General features: G+C 71.3%; 14 protein-coding genes and 3 pseudogenes. All 17 read left to right on the forward strand.

Annotated elements, in window-relative coordinates; translation table 11 throughout:
* Window positions 1–84 precede the first annotated feature (84 nt).
* On the forward strand, window positions 85–1,557 hold the full coding sequence (locus tag IF23_RS0118250) for an SCO6880 family protein (protein ID WP_030284940.1): 1,473 nt from the start codon (window positions 85–87) through the stop codon (window positions 1,555–1,557).
* A 33-nt stretch (window positions 1,558–1,590) separates the two neighbouring features.
* Complete coding sequence (locus tag IF23_RS0118255; RefSeq protein ID WP_030284942.1) at window positions 1,591–2,043, forward strand: DUF6238 family protein; 453 nt, start codon at window positions 1,591–1,593, stop codon at window positions 2,041–2,043.
* A gap of 27 nt (window positions 2,044–2,070) precedes the next feature.
* Entirely contained in the window at window positions 2,071–3,576 is a 1,506-nt protein-coding gene (locus IF23_RS0118260) for an ATP-binding protein (protein ID WP_030284944.1), read from the forward strand.
* A 112-nt stretch (window positions 3,577–3,688) separates the two neighbouring features.
* Complete coding sequence (locus IF23_RS0118265) at window positions 3,689–4,345, forward strand: hypothetical protein (RefSeq protein WP_211266173.1); 657 nt, start codon at window positions 3,689–3,691, stop codon at window positions 4,343–4,345.
* Window positions 4,346–4,528: 183 nt separating this feature from the next.
* On the forward strand, window positions 4,529–5,296 hold the full coding sequence (locus IF23_RS0118275) for a hypothetical protein (RefSeq protein WP_030284948.1): 768 nt from the start codon (window positions 4,529–4,531) through the stop codon (window positions 5,294–5,296).
* Window positions 5,297–5,320: 24 nt separating this feature from the next.
* The gene (locus tag IF23_RS0118280) at window positions 5,321–5,818 is read left to right on the forward strand and encodes a hypothetical protein (protein WP_030284950.1); all 498 of its coding nucleotides are present in this window, start codon (window positions 5,321–5,323) and stop codon (window positions 5,816–5,818) included.
* Window positions 5,819–5,883: 65 nt separating this feature from the next.
* Window positions 5,884–6,621 carry a hypothetical protein gene (locus IF23_RS0118285; protein ID WP_030284951.1) on the forward strand — a complete coding sequence of 246 codons (738 nt, stop codon included), beginning with the start codon at window positions 5,884–5,886 and terminating at the stop codon, window positions 6,619–6,621.
* 104 nt (window positions 6,622–6,725) lie between these two features.
* Window positions 6,726–8,514: pseudogene (locus IF23_RS0118295) on the forward strand (type IV secretory system conjugative DNA transfer family protein).
* Window positions 8,511–8,741, forward strand: a complete 231-nt coding sequence (locus IF23_RS0118300; RefSeq protein ID WP_030284956.1) for a hypothetical protein — start codon at window positions 8,511–8,513, stop codon at window positions 8,739–8,741. The pseudogene IF23_RS0118295 and the gene IF23_RS0118300 overlap by 4 nt, the downstream one beginning before the upstream one ends.
* The gene (locus tag IF23_RS0118305) at window positions 8,738–9,931 is read left to right on the forward strand and encodes a DnaB-like helicase N-terminal domain-containing protein (protein ID WP_051739683.1); all 1,194 of its coding nucleotides are present in this window, start codon (window positions 8,738–8,740) and stop codon (window positions 9,929–9,931) included. The genes IF23_RS0118300 and IF23_RS0118305 overlap by 4 nt, the downstream gene beginning before the upstream one ends.
* A gap of 9 nt (window positions 9,932–9,940) precedes the next feature.
* On the forward strand, window positions 9,941–10,522 hold the full coding sequence (locus IF23_RS32760; protein ID WP_078654067.1) for a hypothetical protein: 582 nt from the start codon (window positions 9,941–9,943) through the stop codon (window positions 10,520–10,522).
* Window positions 10,519–10,692: pseudogene (locus IF23_RS35630) on the forward strand (hypothetical protein); the annotation flags it as partial. The gene IF23_RS32760 and the pseudogene IF23_RS35630, both read left to right, overlap by 4 nt.
* Before the next feature lie 121 nt (window positions 10,693–10,813).
* Window positions 10,814–11,056: pseudogene (locus IF23_RS35635) on the forward strand (DNA cytosine methyltransferase); the annotation flags it as partial.
* Window positions 11,057–11,779: 723 nt separating this feature from the next.
* On the forward strand, window positions 11,780–12,382 hold the full coding sequence (locus IF23_RS0118315) for a DUF4913 domain-containing protein (protein ID WP_030284960.1): 603 nt from the start codon (window positions 11,780–11,782) through the stop codon (window positions 12,380–12,382).
* The gene (locus IF23_RS0118320) at window positions 12,379–13,143 is read left to right on the forward strand and encodes a hypothetical protein (RefSeq protein WP_030284961.1); all 765 of its coding nucleotides are present in this window, start codon (window positions 12,379–12,381) and stop codon (window positions 13,141–13,143) included. The genes IF23_RS0118315 and IF23_RS0118320 overlap by 4 nt, the downstream gene beginning before the upstream one ends.
* On the forward strand, window positions 13,140–13,613 hold the full coding sequence (locus tag IF23_RS0118325) for a hypothetical protein (protein ID WP_030284963.1): 474 nt from the start codon (window positions 13,140–13,142) through the stop codon (window positions 13,611–13,613). Before IF23_RS0118320 ends, IF23_RS0118325 begins: the two co-directional genes overlap by 4 nt.
* Window positions 13,610–14,197 carry a hypothetical protein gene (locus tag IF23_RS0118330; protein ID WP_030284964.1) on the forward strand — a complete coding sequence of 196 codons (588 nt, stop codon included), beginning with the start codon at window positions 13,610–13,612 and terminating at the stop codon, window positions 14,195–14,197. The genes IF23_RS0118325 and IF23_RS0118330 overlap by 4 nt, the downstream gene beginning before the upstream one ends.
* Window positions 14,198–14,227: the final 30 nt, after the last annotated feature.

Raw genomic sequence — 14,227 nt, forward strand, 5'->3', positions numbered from 1 at the left:
ACCACCGGAAACGGAGACCGCTGTGCCCTCCAGAAGAGCGCCCTACTCCCCCACCTCCACCCGCTCCCCTCCTCTGGAATCGCCATGTCTGACAAGCCCTCGGCCGAAGCCGTCACGGCCACCGTGAAGTTCCCCCACCGCAGCAGGCGCGGCATCCTGCTCGGCCTGACCGCCCCGCAGCTGATCACCGTGGGCGCCGTTGGTCTCCTCCTGTTCGCCGTGATCCTCACGCGCGGGGTGACCGGTGCTCTCCAGCTCATCCCGCTGTGGGCGGCCACGGCGCTGTTCGTCTTCTTCCGCTACCGCGGCCGGGCTCTGGCCGAGTGGGCGCCAATCGTCGCCCGTTATGCCCTTCGCCGGATGCGGGGGCAGCTCCTCTGGCTCACCCGGCCCTCCCGCCGTCCGGTCCGCGAAGGACTTCTTCATCTGCCCGGGACCGCGGCCAGCCTGCGGGTGATCACCGCCCCCGCCGGCCGGTACGGCGCGGTCCACAACCCGCACACCGGTACGCTGACCGCCGTCGTCAAGGTGTCCTCCCGCGCCTACGCACTGCTCGATCCGGGGACGCAGAACGCCAACGTCAGCGGCTGGGGCCGCGCGCTGGCCGCGCTCGCCCGCACCGGCCAGATCGCCCGGATCCAGGTGATCGAACGCACCGTCCCGGACTCCGGCGACGCGCTGCGCCGGTACTGGGAGGAGAACGGCTACCCCGACGCCCCGGTGGCCGGGGCGCTCTACGGTGAGCTGATCCAGAGCGCGGGGCCTGCGGCGGCTCCCCACGAGGCGTACGTCGCGATCTCGCTGGACACCAAGGCCGCGCGACGTCTGATCAACCAGGCCGGCGGCGGCCTGAACGGCAGCTTCAGCGTGCTGGCGCAGTTGACGTCGACGTTCGACCAGGCCGCCCGGACCGCCGGACTCAACCCCACCGGATGGCTGACCGCCCGCGAGATCGCCGCCGTCGTGCGCACCGCGTACGACCCCAAGGCCCTCTCTGCGCTGGACCGTTGGTCCCCCACCGGGCGCCCCGAGGCCGATCCTGCTGCTGCCGGGCCGGTCGTGGTCGTCGAGAAGGCGGACCACATCGCGACCGACTCGGCCGTCCACGCCACGTACTGGGTGGAGAACTGGCCCCGGACCGAGACGTCGGCGGGCTTCCTCCACCAGGTCCTGTTCACGGCCGGGGTCCGGCGGACCCTGTCACTGTCGTACGAGCCGAAGGACTTGGACGCCGCCCTGCGCGATGTGCAGCGCAAGAAGGCCAGTGTGATCGCCGACGCCGCCGAGCGGGCCCGGCGCGGCCAGGTCGATTCCGAGGCGGACTCGGTCGAGTACCAGGACATCAAGTCCCGTGAACGGCAGCTCATCTCGGGCCACGCGGATGTCGCCCTGACCGGTCTGCTGACCGTCTCGGCCGACTCCGAGGAGGAACTCCGTTCCGCGTGCGCGGTCGTGGAGACCGCGGCCGTCGGCGCCCAGATCGATCTGCGGCCGCTCACCTGGCAGCAGGCCGAAGCGTTCACCGCCGCCGCCCTGCCGCTCGCCCTCGCCGCCTGACCTCGGCCCCCACACCTCCGAGAGAGCACCCTCATGTCCCGCACCACCAGCCCAACCGCGCAGGACTTCGTCCCCTTCGCGACCGCCGCGCTCGACTTCCACCGCGCCCTCAACATCCCTGCCGGGCCCCTCGTCACCACCCGCGCCGAGCTGGACGCCCTGCACGCCCACCTCGTCGCGCTGCACGCCGTGCTCGACGCCCATACCAGGCGTACCGGACAGCTCATCCCGGCCGAAGGCGACCAGCTCCGGACCGCCCGCACCCGCATCTGGCAGGCCGCCGACCACGTCCACGCCACCTACCACGCGGCGCCGCGGCCGGACTCCGGCGAGGTACCAGAACCCGAGGCGTGCCGGGCCGGGCTGCCCGAGGGGGCGCCCGAGCTGACCATCTGCCAGCGCCACCAGCGCACCGCGCACCTGGTGCGCCGCCGCACCACCCCGGCCGACCTGCACGCACCGTTCACCGGCCTCACCCGCCGCTGAACCACCCCCCTTTCCGGAGAAACGCTCATGCCCCGCCCCCGCGCCAGTGCCTCTCACCTGTTCGTCCCCCGCAGGGCCTCCCGTGCCCAGCAGCGTGCCGCCCGTACCGGTTTCGCCGAGGCCCGCCGCCAGGCCCGTCTCGCCGGAGCCCCGCCCCGCCACCGCGCCGGACAAATCCGGGATCCGGAACTTCGTCCGACGTACCCGCCGGCTGGGCGCCCTGGCCTTTCCTCCGCCCGCGGCGGCAAGCTGCGCCTGCCCGCCCACCGGATGACCACCGCCACCGTGTCCGGGGCCTACCCGTTCCTCGCCGAGGGTGGCCTGGGCGCGGACGGCATCTTCATCGGCCGGGACGTGCACGCCGAGGCGGCGTTCTGCTACGACCCGTTCTCGCTGTACAGCAGCGGACGGGTCGAGGGCTTCACCAATCCGAACGCCGTCCTGGCCGGGATCATCGGCATGGGCAAGTCCGCGCTCGCCAAGTCCATCGCCACCCGGGCCATCGCCCACGGCTACCGGATCTACGTCCCCTCCGACCCCAAAGCTGAGTGGACGGCCGTCGCGCAGGCCCTCGGCGGCCACAGCATCGCCCTGGGCCCGGGGCTGCCGGGCCGGTTGAACCCCCTGGACGCTCCGGCCCGGCCCCCCTCGGTGAGCGAGGAGGACTGGTCGGCCGAGGTCCGCAAGCGGCGCCTGCTGCTCCTGGCCGGCCTGGCACGCACCGTGCTCAAGCGCGATCTCCAGCCGATGGAGCACACCGCACTGGATCTCGCCCTCGACCTCGTCGTCACCGAAGCCGAAGCCGGCGGCACGGTGCCGCTGCTCGGCAACATCGCGCACACCCTCGGCTCGCCCGAACGCCTCGACCGCGCCCTCGGCGGCCAGGCCGGACGTATGGGGTCCGCCGCGCAGGACCTCGCGCACGCCCTGCGCCGGCTCGTGCACGGCGACCTGAGCGGGATGTTCGACGCCCCGTCGACGGTGTCGTTCGACCCGACCGCCCCGATGCTGTCCATCGACCTCTCCCGCCTCGGCGGCGCCGGTGACGACACCGCCCTGGTCCTGGCCATGACCTGCGCCTCGGCGTGGATGGAGAGCGCCCTCGCCGACCCTGACGGCGGACGGCGCTGGGTGATCTACGACGAAGCCTGGCGGGTGATGCGGCACGTCGGCCTGCTGGAGCGCATGCAGTCGCAGTGGAAGCTCAGCCGAGGGCTCGGCATCGCGAACCTGATGATCATCCACCGCCTCTCCGACCTGCTCAGCGCGGGCGATGCCGGCTCCCGCGGCCGGGTACTGGCCGAGGGACTGCTGGCCGACTGCTCCACCCGGATCATCTACCGCCAAGAACCCGACCAGCTCGCCGCCGCCGCTTCCCTGCTCGGCCTGACCGGCGTCGAGACCCAGGCCGTGTCCGCCCTCACCAAGGGCCGGGGCCTGTGGAGGGTCGCAGGCCGGTCCTTCATCACCCAGCACCTCCTGCACCCGGCCGAACGCGAACTGTTCGACACCGACGCCCGCATGGCCTCCTAGTCCAGGCCCTCCCCGTCACCACTCACCGCCCGTTCCTGGTGAGCAGCAACACCGAAAAGCGAGAACCATGATCAATTCCCCCTCGTCGTCGTCCGGGTTCCGTGAGGAGCAGATGGAGACGGCTTCAGACCCCTTGGCGTGGCGGCAGCACGTTCCTGCGCTGGCCGCCGCCGCTGCGGGCATCCGGCGAGCATCCGATGCCTGGGACGCGGTCTCGGACTCCTTCTGCGACGACGTCGGCTGGCCCATCGACGAGAAGGGCTACGAGGCCGGCAAGGTCGCACGCGACGCCGAAGCGTGGAAACACGTCGAGGTCTTCCTCGACCACGGCCCCGAGGTGCTGGCCAGCGTCCGCGCCACCGCCCGGGACGCCGACTACGCCGAGGGGCCGATCAGTAAAGACCTCCGCCGACTGCACGGCATCGACACCACGCTGGAACAGGCGGGTCGGCTCCACGAGGAGTGGGAGCAGGTCATGGCCCTCATGGACGCCTCACAGCCCGGCTCGCGAGAACTCTACGCCGACGAAGCTCGGCAGGTCCGCAACGGCGAAGGGTGGCACTACGCCGACGAGCTGTCGTACCAAGGCGCGGCGCTGGCTCAGGCGGCCGACTATCTGGTGACCCGGGCCGATCAAGATCGCTCCGCGTCACCCGACCGTGCCCAGGCAGCCCGCGCACGGTCCACGACCGGCACCCGCCCGGCGCCGCCCACGATTCCTCCGGCGCCGCCCACGGCGCACCCGGCTTCCCCGCGTCGCTCCCGCTGACGCTCTAGCACCGACTTCCGGCGAGGCCAAATCCGCCGATCGCCGCATCCTCGTGGAACACCACCTCCCTACCCGCCCCGGTCGTCGACCGCATCCCCGCCTCGGAGCACGACATGCCCCGCACCAGCAGAACCACCCCGGCCTCCGCACCCCTTCCCCGAGCCTGCACCGGATGGATCTGCCATGCCCACCCCCGCTCAAGAGCCGCTGCCCGACATCGCCGTCGGCCACCACCCCGACTTCGGCATCGTCGCCACGAACCCGAAACAACTCGCCGCCGGCACCTGGATGCTGGAACGGCTCGACTTCCACCCCGTCCCGGACCGCCCGACGCTGTACGCACTGGCTGACCAGCAGCACGACGGGCAGGCCCGTGCCACCCGGGCCGTGGCGCTGCTGCGCAAGGCCGGCTACCAGGTCGACGCGGACGCGGCGTTCGAGCCCGCCCTGGGCTCCGGCGCGGCCTTCGTCCGTGACCGGGCCCCGCGGGCGGAGCCCGACGTCGCGTTCGCCGAGCATCCGCAGCTCGGCGTCGTCGCGGCCACCGGCGACCACTCCTCCGCGCTCGGCGGCCGACGCGTCCTGGAAGAGCACGGCTGGCGGCACAGCCCGGATCTGGACATCTACACGCTGCCCGCTGCCCTCGGCCGCAGCGAGGCCCTGGAGAAGGTCGCCGATGCCACGGTGTCGATGCACCGGTCCGGCCTCCAGGTAGCCGTACAGCCTCTTCTCGCCCGGGACGTATCAGCGCGCCGCTCACCTGCGCCCGCGGCCCGCCACGAGCGCGGTCAGGAATCCACTGCCCACGCATCCCCTCTCGGCGCTGCCGCGCTCGCCGCCAGCCCGGCCCGCACCGGCCTCCCGGGCAAGCCACCGGTTCCCGCCCCCGCCGTCTCCGCTGCGGCCGGAGGGCCGGTCGACCCGCGCATCACCTTCTCCCGCACCCGCTGACCTCTTCCGTAAGGAGCAGTTCCCATGGCCGTGAAGACCATCTGGCAGATCGCCCACTCCTGCGGCCACTCGGCCGAGCGCGACTTGTCCGACCGGGCGGCCGACCGCCGCGCGGGCTTCGCCGGATGGCTCGCCAAGCAGGAGTGCACCGACTGCTGGCGGGCCTCCAAGGAAGACGACGAACAGGAAAAGGCGGCCTGGTTGAAGGCCAAGCGGGCCGAAGAGCAGGCCGCGTCCGAAGCCTGGTCGCAGCAGTACCGGATGCCCCCGCTGGAGGGGACCGGGCGAGCCGTCGCCTGGGGCGTGCGCTGCCGTCACCAGGTCCTGGCCGCCGCCTACACCGCCCTGGTTCTCGAAGGGGAGACCGACGAGACGGAGTGGGCCGAGATCGAGGAGACCGCCCGCACCCTCACCCGTGCCGGGTGGTGGATCGACCAGCGATTCTCCGAACCCGACGACCTCACCGAGCTGCTCCACGCCGCCACCACGGCAGACCGGCCGACCGAAAACCCCTACTTCTGACCTGCTGGTGCCCACCTCAGCCGGGCACCAGCCCTCGCCCCGCACACCTCACACAGGAGAGCCACGTGCCCCGCCCCTCCATCACCATCACCGCCGAGCCCAGCGGCAGCGTCACGGCGAAGGGCGCCGATGACGACGTCTCCGCCACGCTCCTCACGCACGCCGGGTTCCAGCAGATCGAGGACTGGTACGGCCGACGCCACCGTCTCCCCACCACCACACCCGTCGCTGAACGCGTGGCCATCGCCACCCACGCAGCCGAAATGCTCCACGCCGCCCGCTACGACGTCGACCTCGACCACCGACTCGACGCCACACGGATGGCCACCCCTGCACGTCCGCTCGGGCCGTACACCGCCGGGGCGGAACTCCTTCGCATCACCGACCAGATCAGGTCCGCCGAGAACGGTGAGGACCTTCGACACGCGGTCGACCACCTCCTGCATCCCGAACACGGCGCGCTGGAACGCGCCCGGGAGGCACTGGAAGCGGCAGGCGAGCAGATCAACGATCTCGACGACAGCGTGTACCGGGTCGCCGACCAATTCGGCGTCGCCGCCGAACTCGTCAGCGCAGCACAATCGGAACTCGTCGAATACGAGGCCGCGTTGGGCCGTATCAATTCCGCGCAGCAGGCCCGGGTCGAGACTCGGGCGCGCTCTGCGCCGCCCCCTGACTCCCGAAGTGCCGCCCTCTCCTCCTCACCGGCAGCGGCCAAGGCCAAGGTCTCCCCGACCCCCGGCGCCGGGGGCGCCGCCCCTGCCGTACACCCGCCACAGGCCCCCGGACCGCGGACACGGTGAACCGGACCACCAGCTTCCTTCCCGAACAGGAGTCGCCTCGATGACCAGCAGAAGAGCGCCCCGCGCCCCACCCCCGACCCGCCTGCGCTCACCCAGGACCCAGCATGCCCGCCCCGCGTACCAGCGCGCCCTCGGCCACCACCGGGGTCGACGCGCTCCTCTATCTCCTCTTCGGTGTCCTCGGCACCGCCTTCACCTTCGGCTCCCTGGCCTGGACATCAGGGAACATCACCAACTCCCTCTTCGGAAGCGGAGATTGGGTGGACTTCAGGGTCGTCGATGCCCTGCTGCACCCCGACGGCCTGTGGCCGCACCTGGGCTCCACCGCCCTGTTGATCGGCACACGGATCATTCCCGCTCTGATGTCCATCGGTCTCGCCGTCGTCGGCTTCCTTCTGTGGATGCGGATGCGTGGCGGTGCGAAGACCGGCCTCGCCCGCAAGGCGGACCTCGCCCCGCTGACGGGCAAGGAAATCGCCACCAAGGCCCAGAGCCTGCGGCCGAGCCTGAGCGGCAGGGAGTGGAAAAGAGGTCGCGCCGGCCGACCGCGGCGTCCTCGTCGGGACGCTCTCGCCGGGCCGTGCCGAGATCCGCGCCTCCTGGGAGGACGTGATCGTCGCGATCATGGCGCCACGCAGCGGCAAGACCTCCGCTCTGGCGATCCCCGCGATCCTCTCCGCCCCCGGGCCGGCATTGCTCACCTCGAACAAGGCGGCGGCTGACGCGTTCACCTCGACGGTCGACGCCCGCGCCGAGGTCGGCACGGTCTGGACGCTCGACCCGCAGCAGATCGCCCACCATCCGCGCCAGATGTGGTGGGACATCCTGGCCGACGCCCGCGACCTGGCCGGGGCGAAACGTTTGGCCAAGCACTTCGTCACCGCCAGCGTGGACGAGTCGAGCGGCTCGGACTTCTGGTCCACCGCCGCGAGCAACACGCTCGGCGCACTGTTCCTGGCCGCCGCGAGCCACCGGCGGCCGATCACCGACGTCCTCGCCTGGCTCGCCACTCCGTCCGACCGGACCCCGGTGGACCTGCTCACCGATGCCGGCCACCATGCGGTCGCCGCCCAGCTCCAGGGCACCGTCTCCGGCGCCACCGAAACCCGCGACGGCATTTATGAGACGAGTCGGCAGTACGCGAGCTGCCTGCTCGACCCGGATGTCGCCGCGTGGGTCACGCCGAGCAAGGATCTCCCCGAGTTCAAGCCCTCCGCCTTCGCCACGTCCCGCGACACCTTGTTCCTCCTCAGCAAGGACGGCGGCGGCAGCGCCTCGGCGATCATCGCCGCGGCAGCCGACGCGGTGATGCGCGCGGCCGTCGTCGCCGCCGAACGCTCCGGAGGGCGGCTCGACCCGCCCGCCCTGTGCGTCCTCGACGAGGCCGCCAACGTATGCCGGATCAGCGATCTCCCCGACCTGTACAGCCACCTCGGCTCGCGCGGCGTCATCCCGATGACGATCTTGCAGTCCTACCGGCAAGGCCAGCGGTGCTGGGGCGAAGCCGGCATGGACGCCCTCTGGTCCGCCGCCACCATCAAAATCGTCGGCTCCGGGATCGACGACCCGGACTTCGCCGACCGTCTCAGCAGGCAGGTGGGCGACCACGACGTACAGACTGTCTCCGTCTCGGACAGCGACAGCGGCAAGTCCACCTCCGTGAGCATGCGCACCGAGCGGGTCCTGCCTCCCGACGCGATCCGGGCCCTGCCCAAGGGCAAGGCGTTGCTCCTGGCCACCGGCATCCGCATCGCCATGCTCAACCTCCGCCCCTGGTACAAGGAACCCTGCGCCAAGGTGATCGGCCCGGCCTCGGCCCGTGCGACGAAGGCCATCACCGAACGAGCCATCGTGAAGACCCACAGCCGCGACGACTTCGGGCTGTCGGCATGAGCACGCTCACGCCGCGCCCCGAGCGGCTCGCTCACGCGCCGGTCCTCCTGCGCGACGGTCGGTGGTGGTGGGTCAGCGGTCCCGGAGCGTTTCCCGTCACCGACCCCGCGTTCACCAGCACGCTGAACGGGTTCTCCCAGGCGATGGCGGCGGCCGACCGGGCGGTCACCGCCCTCCATGCCCGCCGGAGCGGGGCCGACACCCCCAGTGCCAGGGGACGGCGATGAACCCGCTGGTGACCGCGGAGCAGGCGGTACTCGGTGCCGTTCTGCTCGATCCGGGCCAGCTCTCGTACCTGGACTGGCTCGCACCGGATCACTTCTCCCGCCCCGTCCACCGCGCACTGTTCGCCGCGCTGCGCACGCTCCGCGACGACGGCCACCCCGCGCTGGACGAGCAGCCCGTGCCGCTGTCGTGGGTGACCGATGCGGTCGCCGAGGCCGACCGCCACGTTCGGGGGCTGGCCTCGTCGTACGCCCACACCCTGATCCAGTCCTGCCCGCGCCCCGCACACGCTCCGGTGTACGGCCGCATGGTGCTGGAGGGCGCGATCCACCGCACCATCACCGAAAACGCGGTCCGCCTCCACCAAGCAGCACGTGCCGACGCCCTGCGGGGCGACGTCGAGGAAGCCCTGCACCACGCCGACGTTCTCACCGGGGTACTCGGCGATCTCGCACGGCGGTGGGGAACAGAACCGCACCCGGTCGCGCCAGCTACTCCGTCGGCCACCACCCCGGTCGCGCCGCCGGTCCGGGCCGACCGCGCCGCCGAGGACGAGCGATTCCTTCTAGCTGTCCTCGTCGAGCAGCCGAACGCCATGGACGAGGTCGTCGACTGGCTGCGACCGGGCGACTTCACCGACCCGACCCACGGCCAGCTCTACCGCTGCCTCGGCGCGCTCCACCACCGCGGCGAACCCATCGACCGCATCACGCTGCTCTGGGAAGCCCAACGACGCGGCCTGCTGGCCGACGGCACGCTCTCCGGCGACCAGCTCACCACCCTCTGCGACAGCGGGAGTTCCGGAAGCGCGGAGTGGCTCGGGGAACAGGTGATGCGCTCCTCGGTCACCCGCACGGCAGCCACCTCCGCACGCGCCGTCCGCGCCTTGGCGGAGAACGAGGCCCTGGCACCCGGGCGGCTGATCAATCACGCCCTGCACGCGCTCGCGCCGCTCGACGATGTCCGTACCCGCTGGCGATCCGCGAACAACCGGTCAGCTCCAGCGGCGCCGGAGGCGACTTCTTCGAACCGGCCACCCCCACCCGCGCAGGTGCACGCCGCCCTCGCGCGCAGCACCCCGTCTCGCGGCCCCGGGCCCGGCTCGGCCTCACACCTGGCCCGGCCTCCGTACGACCGCCCTCTCGCAGCCAAGGCTGCCCCCTTTCGTCCCCACCGTTCGTCCTCTCCATAAGGAACCCCCATGACCAACACCCGCGTCACCGACGCTCTGGCGCTGCGTACCATGGCCTCTGCCTTCGACGCCCAGCGCGGCAAGCTCCCGGTCGAGGGAGACCCTCACCGCTCACCTGATGGCGTCTCCGTCGCCAGGCAGATTTCTGAACTCGGCAAGCTCATTACCGACTTGGGTAACGACGTCTTCTTTCGCGCCGCCGAAAGCAACCGGGAGGCGCACACATCGCGGGTCATCGACGGCTTCGCCGGCGCCGTGCTACCTGCGGGCGAGGCGGCATCCGCTCTCGGATCGGTGGCACACCAGCTCTCCTTGCTGGACCTGACCGAGCACCTCCGCGACCAGCCCGATGCCCGGGATGCGCGAGAAGCAGCCATGCAGGTCATGGGCGAGTCCCTCGAAACAGCGGACCGCGCTCTCCACGATGCCGCCACCTCTCTTCACATCGCAGCACAAGGGGTTTCCCCTTCGTCCGCGCGTCTCCAGGCCGCCCGACGCCGATCCACCATCGCAGCGTCCGCTTCACCTCCCGCGCCCACCCCCGCGGTATCAGCAGATCCCGCAGCCCGAACCGCTCGGAGCCGACGATGAACACCGCCCTCGCGCGTCCTGCGCTGATCGGATCGCTCTGCTCGGGGTACGGCGGCCTCGACCTGGGGGTGCAGGCCGCTCTCGGCGGCACTGTGGCCTGGCACGCCGAGGTCGATCCGAACACCTCGCGCATCCTGGCCCGCCACTGGCCCGGCGTCCCCAACCTCGGCGACATCACGACCGTCGACTGGTCCTCCGTTCCCCGGGTGTGCGTCCTGACGGCGGGCTTCCCCTGTCAAAGACGTCTCGGTCGCCGGCCGCCGGGTCGGACTTTCCCCCGACACCCGTTCCGGGCTGTGGCTGCACGTCGCCCGTGCGGTCGAAGCCCTCCGCCCCTGCCTGGTGGTGATCGAGAATGTGCGCGGCCTCCTCACCTCACCCGCCGGTTCCCCTGGCGACGTGGAACCCTGCCCGTGGTGTCTGGGAAACACCCCAGGTCAGCCTCCTGTGCGGGCACTCGGTGCCGTACTCGGCTCCCTGGCCGACCTCCGGTACGACACAAGGTGGCTCGTGCTTCGCGCCTCCGACGTCGGAGCCCCGCACCGCCGCGAGCGGATCTTCCTCGCCGCCTGGCCCTCCGAACACCCTCCTCAAGACACCGACCAGCAACCTCGCGAAGAACGGCGGATCGCAGCACCCCGCGAAGAGGAAGAGCGGGGGCCACGGCCCGAACCTGGCCGACGAGATCGAATGGTTCCGTCCGACGCCGAAGGCGACGGACGGAACCAAGGGCTCACCCAACCAACGGCACGGCAACGGGGACTTGACCTTGCCGAGCGCGGCGGCATCGCCCCTTCCCCCGCCGCGGGCCGGAAGCCCCGGAACACCGACCGGGCAGGCGCCCCCTCCGCCCGTAGCGGTTCTATCGCTCTGGACGGAATCAGCTCCGGAAACCGGGGAGCAGCCCAGCGATGGGGAGCGTACGCAGGAGCCATCGCCCGATGGGAGAGGCTCACCCGTCCCGTGCCGCCACCCACCGACGCGGCCGGACGGCTCCACGCCGAGTTCGTGGAGTGGATGCAGGGCCTGGACCCCGGCTGGGTCACCGCCACCCCGGGGCTCGGACGACCGGCTCAGCTCACCGCCCTCGGCAACGGTGTCGTACCTCAACAGGCGAGCCGGGCAGTGCAGTTGCTCGCACCACCTTTCCCCCGATGTTCCCGCTGCACAGCGCCTACTACCGGATTTCCCCGGCCGGACCAAATCGCGGTTTTTCCGGACCCTCTCCCTGCCACCGACCGCAGAGGGAGCACGCCCATGCCCGACAACAGCACGGCCACGCCCGGCCCCGAAGAACCGTTCCGCGTACCTGACGGCGATCTCGACGACCTCGCCAGCACCCTCGCCAAGACCATGGCCGAGGTCCGGCAGCACGGCGTCATCCTCGACCGCCTGGGCTCCGAGCCCGCGCCCGACACCACCGCCACCGAACCGACCGACAGCTCGCCGGCCCCGGAGCCCGGGGCCGGCGAGGGCGACCCCGCCTCGGTGTTCATCCTCGCGCTGGGCGGTGAGGCGTACGCCGCCGAACTCGCCTCTCTCAGCGACTGGGTGAACTACGTACTCCTCCCTGTGTACGGCCGGGAGATCAGCACGAACCGCCCATGGTGCGCGCAGTGGCACGAACACCCCGAGGCCGTCGCCCGGCTCCATGGCCTCTGGCTCGCCTGGCAGCAACTCACCGACATCGAGGCCGGCCTGTCCGGCCCTTCGACGTGGCACCGAGATCACCTGGACCAGACCCTGGCCCACCTCCGCGCCCCCGACGGCCCCTTCGCCGCGTGTACCACCAGCCCGACCCGCCCCAACCACCGCGTGCTGACCACGCCCGCGCCCGAGCAGCTGGGGCTGGCCGCATGAGCAACGACCTCGACTTCAACCTCGACGACTTCGAGCCCGCCGACGCGGAATCCGAGTACGCGGAGCAGCGGTTCTGGGCCGGTGACCTCACCATCCTGGCCGAGCACCACACCACCCCCACGGGGGCCCACAGCTTCGTCCTCGCTCACGACGGCTCGGCCACCTGGGGTGCGCCCGGCGCGCCCCAGATTCAGGCGATCGTGGTCGCGCGGGATGTGAACGAGAAGACGTTCACAGTCGAGTCCGCGTACCACTCCAGCGTGCCCTTCGCCCAGAACTGGCTGATCGAGCGCGGTTGCCCACCCGAGCGGGCTCAGGTCGGTGGCGACTTCATGAAGCCCGCCGACGACCTCACGGCGCGGGTGGAGGAAAGGATCCGCGCGTCCGGCGACCGGTACGAGGTCCTCGACAGTTCCACCTCGGACTTCGACCCGTGCGAGACGTGGACGGTGACCCGCGACTCCAGCGCTGCTGAGGCGCCGATTCGCGTCTTCCTCGAAGAAGGAGACTTCGACTCACACACGTACACGCTGCGCGAGGGTGCCTTCGCCGACGAGGACGCGGCCGGGCAGTGGCTGGACGACCGCAGCGGCCCGCTGCCGCAGCCGCCGGAATACCGCGGTGACGCCGTCGCTCTCCGGACCCGCGCCGCCCTCACCCGGTCAGCTGGTGCCTCCGCGACACCGCAGGCCGGCCTTGATGCCCGCAACGCGCCGTCGGCGGGAACGGCGCGGCGACCGGGCCCTGGGAGGTCGATGTGAGTCGCGCCCGCTTCGCCTTCGCTGCACACCCCGACGCTATCGAGGATCTTCGCCAACTCCCCGATCGAATCCGTGATTTGGCTCTATTGGAGCTGCAGAACTTGGTGCACGGCAGCGACGATTGCCTGCCGCTCAAGGGCCGTCTGGCGGGGTTCCACAAGATCTACGTCGACCCGTCCGTCTCCTACCGGATGGTCATCCAGTTCCGGCCGGCCCCACCCACCTCGAATCATCAGCGCGAGATCTACCTCGTCGCCGCCGGTAGCCGGAAGGACTACGAGGTCTACCACTCGGCCCAGCTACGCGCCGGCGTCCGCCAGGCCGCCGAGAAGGGACCGGCAACCGAGGCGCGTTTGCGGGCCGCTCGGTCTCGTTCTCCCCACGCGGCCGACCGGCCGACGGCGATCCCGGCGACGTCGCCAACAGCAGTCCGACCCACTACCGACCCCCGAAAGGCTCTCCAGCGATGACCACCGACCGCACTGTTCCGACCCGAGCCGAGCTGGCGGGGCTCCTCACCGAGGCCGCGCACAGCGTCTCCGGGATGCTCACTGCCGAGTCCCCAGCCGCCAGCCGCTCCTACCTGCACCCCGTGCTGGGCGCGCTCTCCGCCGGCCCCCGGGTCATCGGCGAGCTAACCGACCGGCTCGAAAGCTTCGTGGCCGAAGACCTGGTCCCCGCCACACCGGCGGGCCTCTTCACCTTGGCTTCGTACGCCTCCGCGCTGGGGTGGCTCACCGAGTCCCTCGCCGAGCTGACCGCCTCGGTCGACCAGATCTGCGCCCACTTCGGCATCCCTGGGGACGCCTCGGCCCCGATTTCGACGCCACCCGTCGATGAGGAGCAGGACAGCGAGTTCGACTTCGCCCTCTCCGCCTCGCTGCTCGCGGCCTCCCGCATCACCGACGCCTGCAGGGAGATCTCCAGCGGCCTCCTCGAAGATGCCGGACACATCCGCGGTGAGGCCACCGACCACGTAGCGGTCAGCGACGAGCCCAACAGCCTTCCTACGCTGGTCCGTTCACTGCTTGCCCGGATGGAAGCCGCCGAATGAGCCCCCTACGGTGCCGCTGACCAGCAGCCC

Origin of the sequence: Streptomyces catenulae, from assembly GCF_000718015.1 — a bacterium.
In the GTDB taxonomy this organism is placed as follows: domain Bacteria; phylum Actinomycetota; class Actinomycetes; order Streptomycetales; family Streptomycetaceae; genus Streptomyces; species Streptomyces catenulae.

Coding starts and splice junctions, on each gene's coding strand:
- IF23_RS0118250 (WP_030284940.1), top strand. CDS start 85: ATGTCTGACAAGCCCTCGGCCGAAGCCGTCACGGCCACCGTGAAGTTC.
- IF23_RS0118255 (WP_030284942.1), top strand. CDS start 1,591: ATGTCCCGCACCACCAGCCCAACCGCGCAGGACTTCGTCCCCTTCGCG.
- IF23_RS0118260 (WP_030284944.1), top strand. CDS start 2,071: ATGCCCCGCCCCCGCGCCAGTGCCTCTCACCTGTTCGTCCCCCGCAGG.
- IF23_RS0118265 (WP_211266173.1), top strand. CDS start 3,689: ATGGAGACGGCTTCAGACCCCTTGGCGTGGCGGCAGCACGTTCCTGCG.
- IF23_RS0118275 (WP_030284948.1), top strand. CDS start 4,529: ATGCCCACCCCCGCTCAAGAGCCGCTGCCCGACATCGCCGTCGGCCAC.
- IF23_RS0118280 (WP_030284950.1), top strand. CDS start 5,321: ATGGCCGTGAAGACCATCTGGCAGATCGCCCACTCCTGCGGCCACTCG.
- IF23_RS0118300 (WP_030284956.1), top strand. CDS start 8,511: ATGAGCACGCTCACGCCGCGCCCCGAGCGGCTCGCTCACGCGCCGGTC.
- IF23_RS0118305 (WP_051739683.1), top strand. CDS start 8,738: ATGAACCCGCTGGTGACCGCGGAGCAGGCGGTACTCGGTGCCGTTCTG.
- IF23_RS32760 (WP_078654067.1), top strand. CDS start 9,941: ATGACCAACACCCGCGTCACCGACGCTCTGGCGCTGCGTACCATGGCC.
- IF23_RS0118315 (WP_030284960.1), top strand. CDS start 11,780: ATGCCCGACAACAGCACGGCCACGCCCGGCCCCGAAGAACCGTTCCGC.
- IF23_RS0118320 (WP_030284961.1), top strand. CDS start 12,379: ATGAGCAACGACCTCGACTTCAACCTCGACGACTTCGAGCCCGCCGAC.
- IF23_RS0118330 (WP_030284964.1), top strand. CDS start 13,610: ATGACCACCGACCGCACTGTTCCGACCCGAGCCGAGCTGGCGGGGCTC.